Origin of the sequence: Xylanimonas allomyrinae (genome assembly GCF_004135345.1) — a bacterium.
Taxonomy (GTDB): domain Bacteria; phylum Actinomycetota; class Actinomycetes; order Actinomycetales; family Cellulomonadaceae; genus Xylanimonas; species Xylanimonas allomyrinae.
In genome coordinates, this window is the sequence record NZ_CP035495.1 from 2,264,838 (window position 1) to 2,280,768 (window position 15,931).

16 protein-coding genes are annotated in these 15,931 nt (G+C 73.4%); 8 read left to right on the forward strand and 8 right to left on the reverse strand.

Features of this window, described 5'->3' with window-relative positions; translation table 11 throughout:
• Positions 1-178: 178 nt before the first annotated feature.
• Positions 179-484: a hypothetical protein gene (locus tag ET495_RS10300; protein WP_129204735.1), complete on the reverse strand. Its 306-nt coding sequence runs from the start codon at positions 482-484 to the stop codon at positions 179-181.
• A gap of 350 nt (positions 485-834) precedes the next feature.
• On the opposite strand from ET495_RS10300, the gene ET495_RS17685 reads away from it, so the two are divergent.
• The 5 genes from ET495_RS17685 (at position 835) to ET495_RS10325 (ending at position 3,438) form a co-directional block, all read left to right on the forward strand.
• On the forward strand, positions 835-984 hold the full coding sequence (locus tag ET495_RS17685; RefSeq protein WP_162616436.1) for a hypothetical protein: 150 nt from the start codon (positions 835-837) through the stop codon (positions 982-984).
• 78 nt (positions 985-1,062) lie between these two features.
• Complete coding sequence (locus tag ET495_RS10310) at positions 1,063-1,533, forward strand: hypothetical protein (RefSeq protein ID WP_129204736.1); 471 nt, start codon at positions 1,063-1,065, stop codon at positions 1,531-1,533.
• A gap of 110 nt (positions 1,534-1,643) precedes the next feature.
• Positions 1,644-2,303 carry a hypothetical protein gene (locus ET495_RS10315; RefSeq protein WP_129204737.1) on the forward strand — a complete coding sequence of 220 codons (660 nt, stop codon included), beginning with the start codon at positions 1,644-1,646 and terminating at the stop codon, positions 2,301-2,303.
• On the forward strand, positions 2,303-2,872 hold the full coding sequence (locus ET495_RS10320) for a hypothetical protein (protein ID WP_129204738.1): 570 nt from the start codon (positions 2,303-2,305) through the stop codon (positions 2,870-2,872). The genes ET495_RS10315 and ET495_RS10320 overlap by 1 nt, the downstream gene beginning before the upstream one ends.
• Positions 2,869-3,438 carry a signal peptidase I gene (locus tag ET495_RS10325; RefSeq protein ID WP_129204739.1) on the forward strand — a complete coding sequence of 190 codons (570 nt, stop codon included), beginning with the start codon at positions 2,869-2,871 and terminating at the stop codon, positions 3,436-3,438. The genes ET495_RS10320 and ET495_RS10325 overlap by 4 nt, the downstream gene beginning before the upstream one ends.
• 17 nt (positions 3,439-3,455) lie before the next feature.
• Here the strand turns inward: ET495_RS10325 and ET495_RS10330 are convergent, their stop codons facing one another.
• The 4 genes from ET495_RS10330 to ET495_RS10345 form a co-directional block, all read right to left on the reverse strand.
• A complete protein-coding gene (locus ET495_RS10330) occupies positions 3,456-3,986 on the reverse strand; it encodes a dihydrofolate reductase (RefSeq protein ID WP_129204740.1) in 531 nt (176 codons plus the stop codon).
• 1 nt (position 3,987) lies between these two features.
• A complete protein-coding gene (locus ET495_RS10335) occupies positions 3,988-4,788 on the reverse strand; it encodes a thymidylate synthase (protein WP_129204741.1) in 801 nt (266 codons plus the stop codon).
• A 43-nt stretch (positions 4,789-4,831) separates the two neighbouring features.
• A complete protein-coding gene (locus ET495_RS10340; RefSeq protein ID WP_162616437.1) occupies positions 4,832-5,431 on the reverse strand; it encodes a class F sortase in 600 nt (199 codons plus the stop codon).
• Between the two features lie 175 nt (positions 5,432-5,606).
• A complete protein-coding gene (locus tag ET495_RS10345; RefSeq protein WP_129204743.1) occupies positions 5,607-6,038 on the reverse strand; it encodes a hypothetical protein in 432 nt (143 codons plus the stop codon).
• 1,351 nt (positions 6,039-7,389) lie between these two features.
• Here ET495_RS10345 and ET495_RS10350 point away from each other — a divergent pair.
• Entirely contained in the window at positions 7,390-7,881 is a 492-nt protein-coding gene (locus ET495_RS10350) for an OsmC family protein (protein ID WP_245993020.1), read from the forward strand.
• A gap of 4 nt (positions 7,882-7,885) precedes the next feature.
• Positions 7,886-8,605: a hypothetical protein gene (locus ET495_RS10355; RefSeq protein ID WP_129204744.1), complete on the forward strand. Its 720-nt coding sequence runs from the start codon at positions 7,886-7,888 to the stop codon at positions 8,603-8,605.
• A gap of 6 nt (positions 8,606-8,611) precedes the next feature.
• Here the strand turns inward: ET495_RS10355 and ET495_RS10360 are convergent, their stop codons facing one another.
• Entirely contained in the window at positions 8,612-11,134 is a 2,523-nt protein-coding gene (locus tag ET495_RS10360; RefSeq protein WP_129204745.1) for a helix-turn-helix transcriptional regulator, read from the reverse strand.
• Between the two features lie 948 nt (positions 11,135-12,082).
• Here ET495_RS10360 and ET495_RS10365 point away from each other — a divergent pair.
• A complete protein-coding gene (locus tag ET495_RS10365) occupies positions 12,083-13,369 on the forward strand; it encodes an aspartate aminotransferase type Ic (RefSeq protein WP_425471127.1) in 1,287 nt (428 codons plus the stop codon).
• Between the two features lie 19 nt (positions 13,370-13,388).
• Here the strand turns inward: ET495_RS10365 and ET495_RS10370 are convergent, their stop codons facing one another.
• Both ET495_RS10370 and ET495_RS10375 read right to left on the reverse strand, forming a co-directional pair.
• Positions 13,389-14,363: a hypothetical protein gene (locus ET495_RS10370; RefSeq protein WP_129204747.1), complete on the reverse strand. Its 975-nt coding sequence runs from the start codon at positions 14,361-14,363 to the stop codon at positions 13,389-13,391.
• Positions 14,360-15,895: a signal peptidase I gene (locus ET495_RS10375; protein ID WP_129204748.1), complete on the reverse strand. Its 1,536-nt coding sequence runs from the start codon at positions 15,893-15,895 to the stop codon at positions 14,360-14,362. The genes ET495_RS10370 and ET495_RS10375 overlap by 4 nt, the downstream gene beginning before the upstream one ends.
• Positions 15,896-15,931 lie beyond the last annotated feature (36 nt).

Consider the following 15,931-nt stretch of genomic DNA (forward strand, 5'->3'; position numbering starts at 1 on the left):
AACTCGACAACGTTATTCACGCGTCCCGAGTGGCACAATCTGGTAGTCGCTGACTATGGTCGTCATACGTCCCTAGAAAGACAGGGACGAGCAAGAGCGGCCTACTGGAGAGGGGCCGCAAACAGTGTCGCGGACGATCGCCCGTCCGAGGTGCGACCTTGACGCAGGCCCGGACACGCTACTCCCGGGGCCACGCGAGGTTCTCCGCGACGCACGACGCCGCGAGCAACTCCAGATCAATCACCGTTGATTGCTCCTGCCAGCCACGCCGCCACACCGCGCATTCCCGCGGCCTGGGTCTGATGCGGCCTTCAACACCCTTCGCGACCCAGGAAAGGCGCTGACGCATGTCCACGAACCACCGCATCGCACAGCGATTCGCGATCGCGAGCGTCACCGTTCTCGGCGTGACCGTCGCCACGATCGGAATTGTCCCGACCGTCGCGGCGTGGACGGCGACGGCGTCCTTTTCCGGGACCGTCACGTATGACCCAGGCCCGAACCCGGAACCCCGCTCGAACTCGAGATGGGACGACCCCAGCGGTGACGCCGAGGCACCCGAACCCGGCACCGGCGCCGAGGCACCCGAACCCGACCCCAGCACGACCCGACCCGCCGACACCGGGACGCCACCCCACAGGCCCCCACGACACCGGCCACGTTCCTCGAGGTGCGCTCCGCCGAACCCGACCCGTGGGGCCGCGGCCCGATCAGCCTCACCGCGCGCCTCGGCCCGGACTCCGAGATCGCGTTCGACGTGCGCTCCGCCCCGGGTCCGGGCTCACGCTCGACCCCGACTCGATCGACGCGCAGATCGTTGACCAGGACGGACACGTGCTCAAGCTCGGCGACATCACCGTCACCCCGGGCTCACTCGCGACCGGCGGAACCGCCTGGTACCACGTGACCGCCACCCTGGCGGCCGCCGACACCGGCCCCGGCGCCGGCACCTTCACCCTCGCGGTCAGCGCCACGGCCGGCTGACCGGCGAGCGCCCTCCCCAACCTCTCTCTCCCCGGCGCACGGCCACAGACGTGACGCCCCCACCAGAAGGGAAGAACCATGAAAAAGAACACCCGGATCAGGGCGAGCCTCGCCGGCCTGGCGGTACTCGGCCTCGGCGCCGCAGCAACCGCGGCGGCTTGGACCACCGAGGCCACATTCGAAGGGAGCGCGAGAACGGCTGACTTCACAGTGACAGGAACGCTGAGCGGAACCCTGATTCCCGGATCCAGCCAGACCCTGTATGTCGCGGGAGTTCAGACCACTGGGGCCGAAAGCACATACGCAGTTGCCGACCTGGTGTTCGACGCGGCGACCGTATCGCTCCACCTTGAGGAACCCGACGCGGACGCTTGGGATTTCGGCTCTGCCGAAATCGATGGCGTCACGTTCACTGATGAAGGCTGGAGATGGAGGGTCGATCTCACGCTTACAGACGCCGGACTCGCCGAACTCAATACATTCGGTGCGGGTCGGGAGTTCGAGAACTCGATTCTCAGCATCGAGGCCTCACTCAAGTCCACCACGTAGAACCTGCCAGGACACTCCTGTTGCCGGGCGCCACTATTGCGGTGCCCGGCAACTTCCTCCCTCCTCTCCCCCTGCCCAACCCTGTCCTTGTCGATCTCGCGGGAGCCACCATGCGCCACCCCACCCTTCGCCTCGCTGGCGCCGCCCTGGTGGCCGCCGGTCTGATCGGCCCGGCTCTCCCTGCCGCCGCGGCACCGCCCGCGCCCGACCCGAGCAGCGCCGAGGTCACCCTCAACGCCACCGGCTGGTCGCTGTCCTTCACGCTGGACGGCCCGGACACCCCGGCATGGCAGACCATCGACCTGACTGCCTCCGCGCTCACCGCGTGGTCGGCCACGCACCTCGCGGTGACAGGCGAGGGCGACCTCGCCGACACGATCACCACGACCGTGCTGGGCTGCACCGTGCCGTGGGACGACGGCACCTGCCCCGGTCGGCAGGTCGTCCTGGCGCAGGACTGGACGTTCGACCACGAGGCGGACGTCCCGTACCTGCCGATCGGCCCGGCGGGGGCCGCCCACCTGCGCGTCGGCGTCACCGCCACGCACGACGCCTCTCCCGGCGAGACGGCCACCGTCCGCTACGTGCTGACCGCGAGCGGCGACGACGCCCGTCCCGCCCTCCCCGGCAACCTGCCTCGGACGGGTGCCACGTCCCTGCCGGCCCTGCTGGCGGCCACGGCCCTGCTCGGGGCGAGTCTCGCGCTCCTGGGCGCGTCGCTGGCCCAGCGGCGCCGGGCCACCGTCCGCTCACGAACAGGAGAGTCCTGATGACCCGGAACGCACGACGCCCGAGCCGCATCCGGGCGGCCGCGGCCGCGAGCGTGCTCGCACTGCTGGCGACGGCCATCCTCACGAGCGCGGCCCCCTTCGACACCGCGGACGCGCCCGCCGGCGACATCGCCGCCACCGCACCTGACGGAACCGCACCTGACGCCACCACACCTGACGGAACCGAACCCGGCGCCACCGAACCCGACGCCACAGGGCCCGTCCGCGACGTCGTCGAGATCCAGGTGACCTGGACGCTGGCGGACCCTGCTGACGACTCACGCGCACCGGAGACCGTCGCACCCGAGGACGCCGAGGACGCCGCGACGCTCCCCGTGGTCGTCCAGGACCCGGAAGGCACGGCCGACACCCCGACCGACCCCGGCAGCACACCCGGCAGCACACCCGGCAGCACGCCGGGCACCGTCCCGCCGCTTGTCGACCCACCGGAAGGAGGCTCGGCGCTGCCCGCGGACGCCGACGACACGTCCGCGCACTCCCCCGCCGACCTGCCCGCCCCGATGGCTTCGCACGGCGAGCCCGTCGCCATGCAGGAGCCGCGCCCGTGACGTGGCTTCGTCGCATCGGCGCGGTCGCCTTGACGCTCGCCGCGATCGCCGGGGTGCTGAGCGTCGTGCTCGCCGTCGCCGTCCAGGCGGGCACCCTGCGGCTGCTGGTGGTGACGTCCGGCTCGATGACCCCGACGATCTGCCAGGGCGACGCGCTCGTCTCCCACCGGGTCGCGGCCTCCGACCTCGGCGTCGGTGACGTCGTCACCGTGCCCCAGGCCGACGGCTCGCTCGTGACGCACCGCATCATCGCCGTCGCCCCCGCCGACGACGCCGACCCGCAGGCCCGCACGCTGACGCTCCAGGGCGACGCCAACTCCATCCCGGACAGCGCCACCTACACGGTCTCGACGGCGTGGGTCCCGGCGGTCCGCCTGCCGCAGGGCGGTGCGATCGTCGACACGTTCCGCGATCCCGTCGTGCTCGTGCCGGCCGGGATCGCGATGCTCGCGCTGTTCGCGCTGACCTTCATCCCGGCCGCCAAGCACGACGATCGCGCTCCGGCCGGCCCCGAGGCGGCGCCCGACGAGGAGCCGCACACCGACGAGGCGTCCCAGGGGACCTGACGGGCGGGCGGGGCTCGTCAGCGGGCGGCGTACTCCCGCACCCGGAACCGCGGCCCGTCCGGGGCGGACGAGACGGCCCACGCCCCGTCGACGTCGAGCCGCCAGCGCGCCACGTCGACGGCGGGCGCGAACGCGTCCCCCTCGACCTGCGCGTCGATCTCGGTGACCACCAGCCGGTCGGCGTGGCCCAGCGCGGCTGCGTAGATCTGCGACCCGCCCATCACCCAGACCTGCTCACCACCCGGCGCTCGCCGGGCCAGGCCGAGAGCCCGCACCACCGAGCCGGCCGCGAGCACCGGCGCGGCGTCGTCGGCGGCGGGCGACCACCCGGCGTCGCGCGTGACGACCACGTTGGTGCGCCCCGGCAACGGGCGTGAGCGCGCGGGCAGCGAGTCCCAGGTGCGCCGCCCCATCACCACGGGATGCCCGGAGGTGACCCGTCTGAAGTGCGCGAAGTCCTCGGGCACGCGCCACGGGATCTGCCCGCCGACGCCGATCACGGGCCGCCCTGCCGCGTCACGCGCCTGGGCCCAGATGAGTGCGATCACGCTAGACCGCCACCGACGCCTTGATCGCCGGATGGTGCTGGTAGCCGAGCACCTCGACGTCGTCGAACGTGTAGTCGAAGATCGAGCCGCGCGCCGCGAGCGTCAGGCGCGGGTAGGGGTACGGCTCACGCGAGAGCTGCTCGCGCACCTGGTCGGCGTGGTTGTCGTAGATGTGGCAGTCGCCCCCGGTCCACACGAAGTCGCCGACCTCCAGCCCTGCCTGCGCGGCGACCATGTGGGTCAGCAGCGCGTAGGACGCGATGTTGAAGGGCACCCCGAGGAACAGGTCCGCGGAGCGCTGGTAGAGCTGGCACGAGAGGCGGCCGTCGGCGACGTAGAACTGGAACAGCAGGTGGCACGGCGGCAGCGCCATGTCGGCGATCTCCGCGACGTTCCAGGCCGTGACGATGTGTCGCCGCGAGTCCGGGTCGGTGCGGATCTGCTCGATCACCTGCGCGATCTGGTCCACGTGCCCGCCGTCCGGTGTGGGCCACGACCGCCACTGCACGCCGTACACGGGCCCGAGCTCGCCCGACGGCGCCGCCCACTCGTCCCAGATCGTCACGCCGTGCTCCTGCAGCCAGCGCACGTTCGACTCCCCGCGCAGGAACCACAGCAGCTCGTACACCACGGACTTCAGGTGGACGCGCTTGGTGGTCACGAGCGGGAAGCCCTGCGAGAGGTCGTAGCGCAGCTGGCGGCCGAACACCGACGTCGTCCCCGTGCCCGTGCGGTCGTCCTTGTGGGTGCCGTGCTCCAGCACGTCGCGCAACAGGTCCTCGTACGGCGTCGGGATACCCATGGGGGGATTCTACGGTTCGTGGCGCACACCCTGCGGGCGTGCGTCAGCCCGCGATCTGGTGCGCGATGACGACCGTGTTGTGCGTCGTCGGGCGGCGGCCCTGGTCGGGCTCGCGGAAGCAGCCGATGATCACGAGCCGTCCAGGGACGGCCTCGTTGATGCGCTCGTCGTACGGCAGCGCTTCCTTGCTGACCGGCTCCAGGATCTCCTGGACCTCGTAGTGGATCTCGCCCGCCTCGGTGACGACCGTGACGACGGTGCCGGGCGTGACGGTGTGCAGGTGGTTGAACACGGCTTCGAGCCGCGAGACGTGACCGTACAGGTACACGGTGTTGTCAGGGTTCGACGACGGCGTGCCGCCGCCCTGCCACCACGAGACGACGTCGGCAGTGCTGGGATCGATCCAGCCGTTCGCCGCGGCGACCATCTCGTCGGTGTACACCTCGATGGGCGCGTCGACACCGATCGCGGGGATCAGCACGCGGATCGGGGTCGCCGCCGGGACGGGTTCCGGCTCCGGGTCGGGTTCCGGGAGCTGCGGCGGGGGCGGAACGACCTTGACGCTCGAGTCGAGCGGCGCGGCATCGGCACGCAGGTCGGCCCAGGTCGCGGTCGAGCCTGCCGTGGTGAGTGCTACGCCCACGCCGATGGCGAGTAGCGACAGCAGACGCGGGCCGCGGGAGGCGCGGCGAGCGTGCCTCAGAACGGGTGGCGGAGTCATGGTGGCGTCTCCCTTCTGTGGGGTGGGGCGGGGGTGTGCCAGAGCGGCCCGACCCTCACACGGAGGGCCGGGCCGCTCGGGCTGTGCGTGGTGCGGGTCAGCGCTGTGCAGCGCGACGACGGACCGTCAGCACGCCGGCGGTGGCGACGCCCAGGCCGAGCAGGGCGACGACGGCCGGGGCGATCCCGCCCTCGGCGTAGCCGGTGGCGGCTCGGGGCACCTGGTTGCCCGCGGCCGGCTTGTCGGCGTTCGGCCCGGGGGCGGCGGGGGCCTCGATCGTGACGTGGCTCCACGCCAGAACCGCGCCCACCTCTCCCGCGGCGGCCATCTCCGTCACGACGACGCGGTGGCTGCCCACGAGGTCGGCGGGCAGGGTCAGGTTGACCGTGCCGTCAGCGTTCACGGGGAAGCGGCCGATGAAGCGCGGCGTCGAGAACATCCAGACGTCGACCAGGTCGCCCACGCGGTCGGTGCCGACGTACAGCGAGGTGGCCTGGCCGGCCACGAGGGTGTTGCCCGCGGACGGCACCAGATCCTGCGACTGGATCTCCGGGACCAGAGCCTCGGGGGCCGGCGGCGCGGGGGCGGGGTGGGGGAGGGGGAGGGGGCCAGGTCGGGCTCCCGCACCGGCTCGGGGTTGAAGGTGAAGGTCGTCCCGCCGAAGGTCAGCCCGCGCAGCACTCCGGCACCCTGCACGCCCGATCCGAGCGAGAATCCGACAGACGCGACCCGTGCCGGGCCGAGTTTGGCATTGTCGATGGCGGTGACCCATTCGCTCAGCGTGCCCCAGGCAGACGAGCCGTGGCCGCCCGCTGTGTTCGGGGCGATCCCCTGAAGGATCGGATTCGACGTCCACCACGTGTTGCCGGATTCCTGCCAGACCCCGCCGGGCTGGTAGATCGCCTCGCCGACGAGAGTCCCGCCCCACGTGTCCTCGCCGAGAACCAATGTGATCTGGAGCCCAGGCTCGGCGCCCGACGTCTTTGTCCAGTCCATCGACGGCTCGGCAGCGTTCGCGACCTCAGCGAGGTTGGCGCCGAAGGAACGAAGAGCGCGAACCTGCGAATTACGTCCGCTGGTGGTCGAGACCTCCACGCCACCGTCGTCCAGGAAGACGCTCTGTCCGCCATCCTTGATCGTCGTCTCCCAGTTGTCCCAGCTCGACGAGTTGATCGTCGTCGCCGCGTGGGCGGGTGCTGCAAGGGAAACCGCGGTCACAGCGGCGACTGCCGCCAGTGCCCCGGCTCGTCCCAGTCGAATTCTCATGGTGATTGCTCCTGCTCCGAAGTGGTGGGCGTATCGCGAAGGCGTTGCGCGTCTGCTCGGGGCGAGACCGAACCCTACGACCAGCCCTCTGATCGCTGTCGCGTTCCCTTGACAGCAGAGGGGTATTCCATGTAAACACCGGTGTTTCCCCCATGGGCTTCGACTGGCGCTCAGCACTCGCCGGGCTGGCGTCAGATCGCACATTCCGCGGGAATGAGCACACCGCGCGAGAAACGCGCCGACGTTGCCGCGGTTCTCAACCGGGCCAATCCTGCCGTGCGCCGACGGGTTCGCAACCCGAAGCAACAAATCAATGCACGCCGACATGACGCGCACAGTGCGCCAAGAATGGACACCTGACACGGGAAGAACGGCAACCGCGCAGGTCGGGCACCACGAGCAGCGCGCCCGGCACCGTGCCCGGCACCGTGCCCGTCACGGCAGCTTCGGCACCCGCCCGCCGGTCGCGGACCGCGTGATCGGCAGCACCGGCACCAGCAGCGGAACGCTCACGCGGTCGCACGGTGTTGCACAGCGGTGTGGCCTGGTGTCACGGTGCGGACGGTCGCCGTCGTCCGAGGCCGCCGTGACGCCACGAGTGGGAGGATCCCCCTATGAGCGAGCAGAACCCGCACCATGCCGTGGCCGACGACGACGTCGCTCCGATGAGCCCCGTGCCGACCGACCCGCTGTGGGTCGAACGCAACGGAACACGCACCTACACGGGGTTCTCGGGCCGGGGCGCGCGCGTCGACATCGGCCCCGCGAGCGCGGGTGCGGTGTTCACGCCGGGCGAGCTGCTCAAGATCGCGCTGGCCGCGTGCGCCGGGATGAGCAGCGACCTCAAGTTCTCCCGCGTGCTGGGCGACGACTACGCGGTCACGATCCGCGTCGACGGCCCGAAGCACGCGACCGAGGACCGCTACCCCGAGCTGCACGAGACGTTCGAGATCGACCTGTCGTCGCTCGACGAGGACACCCGCGCCAAGACGTTGCTGCTGGCCCAGCGCTCGATCGACCGTGCCTGCACCGTGGGCAACACGCTGCGCGAGGGCGCGGCGGTCCCCCCCGTCGAGTACGTCCAGCCACGCGCGGCCCAGGCCTGACCCGATGGGCGCGATCGAGCCGGTGCCCGACGCCGACGTCGCCGCGGCGTCCCGCTGGGAGGCATACCACCCGACGTCGATCTTCGACGCGATGGTCGACAAGGCCGTGACCGTGCCGTCGTCGACCATCCGCAAGCACGTCGAGAACGTGCGGCGCCGCAACCCCGAAGCCTCGCCCGAACGGGTCATCAAGCTCCTGGAGAAGGAGTACCTGCGGGTGGTCACGGCGGCAGGCGGCGCCGTGGGAGCGGCGGCGGCAGTGCCCGCGGTCGGCACCGGCACGGGCGTGGCGCTCACCACGGCGGACGTCGCAACATTTTTCGCCGCCTCGGCCGCCTTCTCGCTCGCCGTCGCCGAGGTCCACGGCGTCCGGTCCGACGACGTCGCTCGCCGGCGCGCGCTCCTGCTGGCCAGCGTGCTGGGCGCCAAGGGCGCCCGGGACGTCGAGTCGGCCGTGGGCGGGTCGGCGACGGCGTGGGGCAAGGTGCTGCTGACGACCATGCCGCAGGGTTCGGTACGCAAGGTCAACCGCGCGCTGACCGGCGCGTTCATGCGTCGGCAGCTCGCCAAGCACGGGTCGCTCGCGATCGGCCGGCTCGCACCGTTCGGGGTCGGCGCGGTCGTCGGGCTCGCCGGTGCGCGCGCCCTGGGTCACGGCGTCGTCGGGCAGTCACGGCGCGCGTTCGGCCCGCCACCTGCGCGGTTCCCGCAACCGGGCGCGTGAGCGGCGCTACTCCCCCAGCCAGGTCGCCACGGCCTGGGCCAGGGCGTCCGCGCCGCTGACCCCCGACTTGCGCGACGCGTTGTACAGGTGCGTCTCCACCGTGCGGACGCTCGCCTGCAAAGCGTCGGCGGCGCGCGACGAGCTGCCCCACCGGGCGCGCGCCTGCACCACCTCGACCTCGCGCGCCGAGAGCGCCACCTGGGAACGCAGCCGCACGAAGAAACCCGCGCGGTGGCGCCCGCACGCCTCCGACATCTCCCACGCCTCGTCCGCCGCGAGCGCCGCCTCGCGCAGCTTCCCCGACTCGTAGAGCAGGACGCCTCGCGTCACCGCCGCCTGGACGGCATACCCGAGGACGCCCAGGTTGCCGAGCCGGATCGTGACGTCGGCGAGCCGATCGGCGTCGGCGAGGACGGCCGCCTCGACGTACTCGCCGAGCATCCGCATGACGGGGCTCTCCATGCGCGCCGCGACCTGGCAGACGCTGTCGGTGAGCTCCAGGTCCCGGCCCAGCTCGGCCGCCGCGACGGCGAACGGCACCGCGCTGGCCACGTGGCCGCGCTCGAGCCGCTCGCGCACCGCCTCCCACACGCCGGCGGCGTCGTCGGGCCGCGGCTCGGGGCCGCGCGCCGGGAGCGTCGAGGGCAGCAGCCCCCGGAACATGCCGTCGACGGTCCGGTACACCGGCGGCTGGACGGTCATCTGCCGCGCGAACTCGGGGCGCCCCTGGAGCACGGCGACCTCCGCCCCCATCGCCAGCAGACCCGACCGGTGCGGGTCGCGGGGCGGGAGCACGGACGACACGGAGAGCGCACGCTCCAGCACGTCGTCGGCCTCGTCGAGCCGACCGCTCATGTACAGGCCGGCCATCGCGGCCGTCGACCTGTGCTGCACCGCCTGCGGGTCCTGGTCCTCGTAGGCCTCCTCCAGCCCGCGCAGGTTGTCCTCGACCGCCCCGCGCACGTCGTTGCCGAGCATCCGGGCGTGGGCGTTGAGCGTCGCCAGCGCGGGAGCGAGCGCGCGGTGCGGGGACCGGACGCCGTCGGCGATCTCGGCGGCGGTGAGCACGTTCCCCAGCTCGAGCGCCACCTCGGCGCGCGCCAGCGCGACCACCTCGGCGCACACCGGATGGTCCGCGGGATCCGGGTCCGCGAGGAGCGCGTCGGCCGGGATCCGGTCGCACAGGCAGACGACGTACGCCTCGGCGGCGCGCAGCAGGGCGCCGAACCCCGGCAGTCTCTCGCGCGCACCACGCAGCAGGTCGACCGCGGCGGCCAGGTCGCCCAGGTCGACCGCGCGCCACACCGCCTCCCAGAAGACGAGCATGGCCGCGTCGAGCACGTCGCCCGGACGCGAGTGCTGCAGCACGCACTCGATGCTCGCCGTGGGCGCACCGGTTCCCCGCAACGCCTCGACGAGGTCGAGGGCCGCGCCCGGGCTCGGGTCCGCCTCCCAGGCGTCGCGCTGCCGGTCGACCCAGGCGGTGGCGATGCGTCGCAGCCGTTCGCTGACGACGGCCGCGTGCGCGCGGCCCGGACCCTCGGTCCGGCACATGAGCGCACGGTGCGCGTACGCCCCCGCGCGCTCACGCACCAGCAACCGGCCGACGGGCGACCCCTCGCGCCGCAGGTGCGAGGCCAGCAAGGGCGGGACGAGGCCCACGAGGGTGCGCGGCCCGTCGGCCACGTCGTGAGCGAGCCCCGCCGACAGCAGCGCGTCGAGCGCCGGCTGCCCGAAGATCGTGACGGCCTCCTTCGGCTCCAGCGGACCGGTCAGCGCCAGCGCCGTCGCACAGTCACGGGCCGTGTCCGACGTGCCGGCCAGGAACGTGTCCGCGAGCGCCGCGAGCTCGTCCGACCACAGGGACCCGGGCGCGAACCACGCGCCCTCGCCCTCGGTCAGGGCCCCGGTGTGCCGGCCGACCCGCATCATCGCCCGGGCCAGCCCGAACGACCCGCCCGTCAGCGTCGCGACCCGGGACAGCGTCCTCTGGTCGAGGGGCGCCCCGAGGGTGTCGACCGCGATCCGCTGGATCCGGTCGTGGCTCAGCGGAGGCACGGCGAGCTGGACGAGGGGTGTCAGGCCGACGACGAGCCCGTCCGGGTCGAACCGCTGGGCGCCGCGCGTCGTCGCGACGAAGACGAGGCGCCGACGCCGGCACATGGCCAGCAGCGCGCCGACCGTCTGCTGGTCGAGGTCGTCGGCGTCGTCGCACACCACGAGCCAGCGTCTGGAGCCCAGGAGCCTCGACAGCTCCACGACCGCCTGCGGCGAGGAGCGCAGGCCCGACGAGAAGTCGAGGCCCGACAGCGCGAGGGCGGTGAAGGGCTCCTTGCGCCAGGCAGGGTTGCCGGTGACGGTCAGCACCCCGAAACCCTCGTTCCGGGCGCGTTCGGCGATCTCGAGCGCGAGGAGGCTGCGCCCCGACCGGCGCGGACCCACGAGGTGGACGCTGATGTCGTCCCGGAGGAAGTCGGACGCCGACGTCAGCAGCTCCCCGAACGTGTCCTCGAGAACGTTGCTGGACATCTGACCCACCCCTTCCGCGTCAGGTCCGGTCGGCTCGCCGTCGTACCTTCGGCCGCGAGGGGCGGCACGCCGAGGGTTCCGGCGCACGCTGTGCACGGTCGCGTCGTCGAGGGCGGTGCGTCCATTGTTGGTCACGGGCCAGGGGTCCTTCCTGGAGGGGTGCGCGACGAGCCCGCTTTGGGTACCGGCCGGTGCCGCAACGGGTACGTCCTTGCACGGACCCCGGCAACGCGTCGCCGCCGGGTGCGCGGTCGCGGGCCGCGGTCCGCAGGCTCGAGGGCGCGGACGCCGTCGGCGCCCTCGGGCGCCGCACCCCGCCACGGTGGGGGGCTTGCCCGGCGCCGACCGGCCTGCGTGTCGCTCACGGCGCTCTCCTGTCGGTCGGGGGCGGCGTCGTGCGGGGTGAACCGGCGGCGGGCGGCCTGGAGGAACCACCCGCCGCCGGCCGGTGCCGGTCGGCCATCGCCTGCCGACCGGCGATCTAGGGGGCCAGGAGATCCGTTCGAGTCCCGGCGCGCGCACTCACCCCCGCACCTGTCGCCTGCGCGGACGCCGTGGTCGCCTGCTGGCCCGGGGCGGCGAGCACGCGGCTCGGGCGGGCGGCCGGGCGAGGACCGAGGGTGCGGTGGCGCGGTCGCTGCACGTGCCCTGCACCTCCTTCGGCTCCGGTTTGCCCGAGCGGCGGGTGGTGTCCGCCGACCTCGTGCTGTCTGACTCGGACGGTAGGTGCCACGGGCGAGCTTCCGGAAGAGCGGCAGGAGACCCTGCGTGCCTGGTGCGAACCCGTCCGGCACGTTTCAGGGACGACCGTCCGCGACCTGCGCATTGACGTGATCTCGCTACGTAACGGGCCGGAACGTGCCACACCGCGACCGTCGTGCCCCCCAGCCCGGGTGGGTGCTCGCACCTCGCCACGGACCGCGACAGGCGCAGGCGTGCCCGCTAGCCTTGGCCGACGTGAGCACTCCGACGTCGCCCGCCACACCCGCCGCTCCCTCCGCCGACCTGCCGGCCCTGCGCGAGGAGTACGCCGCGCTCCAGGCGCGCGGTCTCGCGCTCGACCTGACGCGCGGCAAACCCTCAGCGGCCCAGCTCGACCTGGCCGAGCCGATGCTCGCCCTGCCCGGCCTGGGCGTCCACCGCGACCCGGACGGCACCGACGTGCGCAACTACGGCGGGCTCGCGGGCCTGCCCGGCCTGCGGCGCATCTTCGCCGAGCTGCTCGACGTGCCCGCCGAGCAGCTGCTCGCCCTGGGCAACGCCTCGCTCACCCTCATGCACGACGCGATGACCTACGCCCACCTGTGGGGGGTGCCCGGGTCGCAACAGCCCTGGGGGCGCGAGGACAAGATCACGTTCGTGTGCCCGGTGCCCGGGTACGACAGGCACTTCACCGTGTGCGAGGCCTTCGGCGTCCAGATGGTCACCGTGCCGATGACGCCCGACGGGCCCGACGCCGAGGCGGTGGCCGACCTCGTGGCGAACGACCCGTCGATCAAGGGCATGTGGGTCGTCCCGACGTACGCCAACCCCGACGGCGCCGTCGTCTCGCAGGCCGTGGCCCGGCGCCTGGTCAGCATGCCGACCGCAGCCCCCGACTTCCGCATCTTCTGGGACAACGCGTACGCCGTCCACCACCTGACGGAGCACGAGACCACGTCGGCGGACGTCCTGCGCCTGGCCGCCGAGGCAGGCAACCCCGACCGGCCCATCATGTTCGCCTCGACCTCGAAGATCTCGTTCGCCGGTGCGGGCGTGGCGTTCCTCGCGGCCTCACCCGCGAACATCGCCTGGTACACCCAGCACCTGAGCGTCCAGTCGATCGGCCCGGACAAGATCAACCAGCTCCGGCACCTGATGTTCTTCCGCGACGCCGAGGGCGTGCGCGCACACATGCGCAAGCACCGCGAGATCCTCGCCCCGAAGTTCGCCGCGGTGGACCGCGTGCTGACGCGCCGGCTGGGCGACCGCGGCGTCGCCACCTGGACGCGGCCGCAGGGCGGCTACTTCGTCTCGCTCGACGTCGTGCCCGGCACTGCGTCGCGCGTCGTCGAGCTCGCCGCGGGCGCGGGCATCGCGCTGACGCCCGCCGGGGCGACATTCCCCTACGGCCGCGACCCGCAGGGCTCCAACATCCGGCTCGCCCCGTCGATGCCCCCGCTCGCTGAGGTCGAGGAGGCCATGGACGCGGTGGCCACGTGCGTGCTGCTCGCTGCCGCGGAGGCCGCCGCCTGACACCACGGGCGCGGCGCCGTCACGACACGCCGCGCAGGCCGGCCGCCAGCCGGCTCCTGCAGCCGGTGCACAGCGCGGGCGCGCGTCCGCCGTCGGCGGCTGGCGTCGGCTGACCGGAGTGCTGCGTGCGGTCCCTGCTCCCGCACAGGTCGCACCGACGGCGCGTGCTCGCCAGCAGCACCCGCCCGAGGCAGGCGAGCGCGACCGCGATCACGGCGGCCTGCACGCCCCTGCCGCCCGTGCGGGGCAGCAGGCCGGCACCCGCGCCGCCCGCCGTGGCGGGCGACGTGTCGTCGTGGAGCGCGACGACGACGTCGAACTCCACGCGCCCGGAACCCTGCCCGGACCCCAGCGGGGCGGCGTCCGGGGCGACGGCGAACCCGACGCGCACGGGCACGCTCTGCCCCTTCGCGACATGCACCTCGGCCACGTCGGTGTCTGGCCCGTCACGCAGCGTTCCGAACTGCTCGCCCCCCGCCACACCCGCCACGTCCCACTCGAGCCGTACGGCACGCTCGAGCGCCCGGTCGGTACCCTCCGTGGTCAGGGCACGCAGCACCAGGTCCACCGACAGCAGGCCGTCGGCGGAGCCCGCGTTGGTCACCACGAGCGTGCGGGTCACGCGATCGCCTGGCACCATGACCCGGTCGCCGACGAAAGTCGCCTGGGCGGCCGCCTCCCCCGTCCGGCCCTGCCAGTCGAGGCGGACGGCGGGGCCGTCCCACGAGGCATGGATCGCACCAGCGGTCGGGTTCACGTCCGGCACGCCCGGCGCCGGATGCGCAGAGGCGCGCGCCACCTCGCCCGCGGGCGCGCCCGCGACGCCCACCTGCGCGCCCTCCCGCAGCGCCCCCGCCGCCGACCCGGCGACGACAGCCACCGCGAGGAGGACGAGCAGCACCGCGGCAGCCCGCGCGGCAGGCAGACGGCGCGCGGGCCGCGCGGCCCGCGGGAGCAGCCCGGGAACCACCGCTCCGTCACCGCAGGCGCTCATCGCGGGTCGCCCTCGCTCGACGGTGGCGCCGCGTGCCTGCCGCTCGCGCGGTGCGCGCCGGGGGCGGTCCGGACGCTCACCGCGGCGCCCGAGGGCGACGCCAGGCGTGACGGCGACATGTACGACGGCGACATGTACGACGGCGACGTGTACGACGGCTCGGCCACGTGCTGCGGCTCGGCCACGTGCTGCCGCCGAGTGACGTGCTGCGGCCGAGCGACGGGCGGCTCCGGCTCCGGCGCCTCGGACGGCGCGGGCGCTGCCTGCGCCACGTGCTGCGGCACGTGGCGCGCCACGTGCTGCGCCACGTACTGGGCCACGCGCTGCGACGGAGCCTCGGGCATGCGCGCCCGAGGCGGCAGATCGGGCACCTGCGTCTCCACAGAGGCCTGCGTCTCCGCAGAGGGCTGGGGCACCACCGAGGGCTGGGGCACCACCGAGGGCTGGGGCACCACCGAGGACTGCGGCACCTCGGAAGGCCGGGCCACCTCAGGCGCCCACGGTGCCGCGGGCGCCTGCGCCACCTCTGACGCCTGCGCCACCTCCGACGGCTGCGCCACCTCTGACGCCTGCGCCACCTCGAGGACCAACGGCACGGCAGCCGGGCGCGGCGCCTGGTGGAACCGCGGCGCGACGGGCTCCGGCGGGGCGTCCGGCGGTTGCGTGGACGTCGGCGGGACGACCGGCAGCGCGGTTCGCCTCCGCACCGCGGGCGGCGGCGCGTACTGCTGCTCCACGGCCGGCGGCGGCACGACGTACGACCCCACCGTGTGCGGCCCCGCCACGTACGGCACCGGCACCGGCGACCACTGGTCCTGGAGCGGCAGCCCGTGCTCCGTCTGCACGACGTCGACCGGCACGACGTACGACGGCGCCCGTGATGGCGCCACGTACGGCGGCGGCACGGCGTCTCGCGACGCCACGGCCGGCGGCGCCTCCAGCGCCAGGGCCAGGGGCACGTCGACGACCCGCGTGCGCACGCGCCTGCCCATGCCCAGGACGCCCACTGCGGCGACGAGAATGATCGCCGCTGCGGCGGCCAGCACCGGCTGGTTGCCGGCCCACGTCCGCACGTGGCCCAGCCACGGCACCGCGTACATGACGACGCCGCGCACCTGGGACGGCGAGATGGGGTGGTCGGCAGCCTCGTTGGCGTCCCCTCGGGTCAGCAGGCGGCAGGACGTCCCGTCGTCGTAGGTCCCCACGGTCTTGCCGACGACGCGGTGGGTGACCAGCGCCGCGTCGTCGGACTGCGGCATGTACGTCACCGCCTGGCCCACGCGCACCTCGGCGCACACCTGCGTGCTCTGGACGCCGCGCAGCACGAGCACGTCACCCGGTGAGTACGCCGGGACCATGGATCCCGAGAGCACCGTCAGGCTTGTCCCGCCGGTGACGCGCGGGACCACCGCCACCGCGACGACGAGGCCCACCAGGACGACCGTCACGGCAAGCGCGACGACGCGCGTGACGACCCGCCAGGGCGACCCGTACCACGGCCGGACGCCGACATCGTGGCCTTCCTCAAACATGACACGTCCTCCTCGTTCTACGTCGGTCGCGTGGGC

Coding starts and splice junctions, on each gene's coding strand:
- ET495_RS10310 (WP_129204736.1), top strand. CDS start 1,063: ATGAAAAAGAACACCCGGATCAGGGCGAGCCTCGCCGGCCTGGCGGTA.
- ET495_RS10315 (WP_129204737.1), top strand. CDS start 1,644: ATGCGCCACCCCACCCTTCGCCTCGCTGGCGCCGCCCTGGTGGCCGCC.
- ET495_RS10320 (WP_129204738.1), top strand. CDS start 2,303: ATGACCCGGAACGCACGACGCCCGAGCCGCATCCGGGCGGCCGCGGCC.
- ET495_RS10335 (WP_129204741.1), bottom strand. CDS start 4,788: ATGGGTATCCCGACGCCGTACGAGGACCTGTTGCGCGACGTGCTGGAG.
- ET495_RS10350 (WP_245993020.1), top strand. CDS start 7,390: ATGAGCGAGCAGAACCCGCACCATGCCGTGGCCGACGACGACGTCGCT.
- ET495_RS10355 (WP_129204744.1), top strand. CDS start 7,886: ATGGGCGCGATCGAGCCGGTGCCCGACGCCGACGTCGCCGCGGCGTCC.
- ET495_RS10360 (WP_129204745.1), bottom strand. CDS start 11,134: ATGTCCAGCAACGTTCTCGAGGACACGTTCGGGGAGCTGCTGACGTCG.
- ET495_RS10370 (WP_129204747.1), bottom strand. CDS start 14,363: ATGAGCGCCTGCGGTGACGGAGCGGTGGTTCCCGGGCTGCTCCCGCGG.
- ET495_RS10375 (WP_129204748.1), bottom strand. CDS start 15,895: ATGTTTGAGGAAGGCCACGATGTCGGCGTCCGGCCGTGGTACGGGTCG.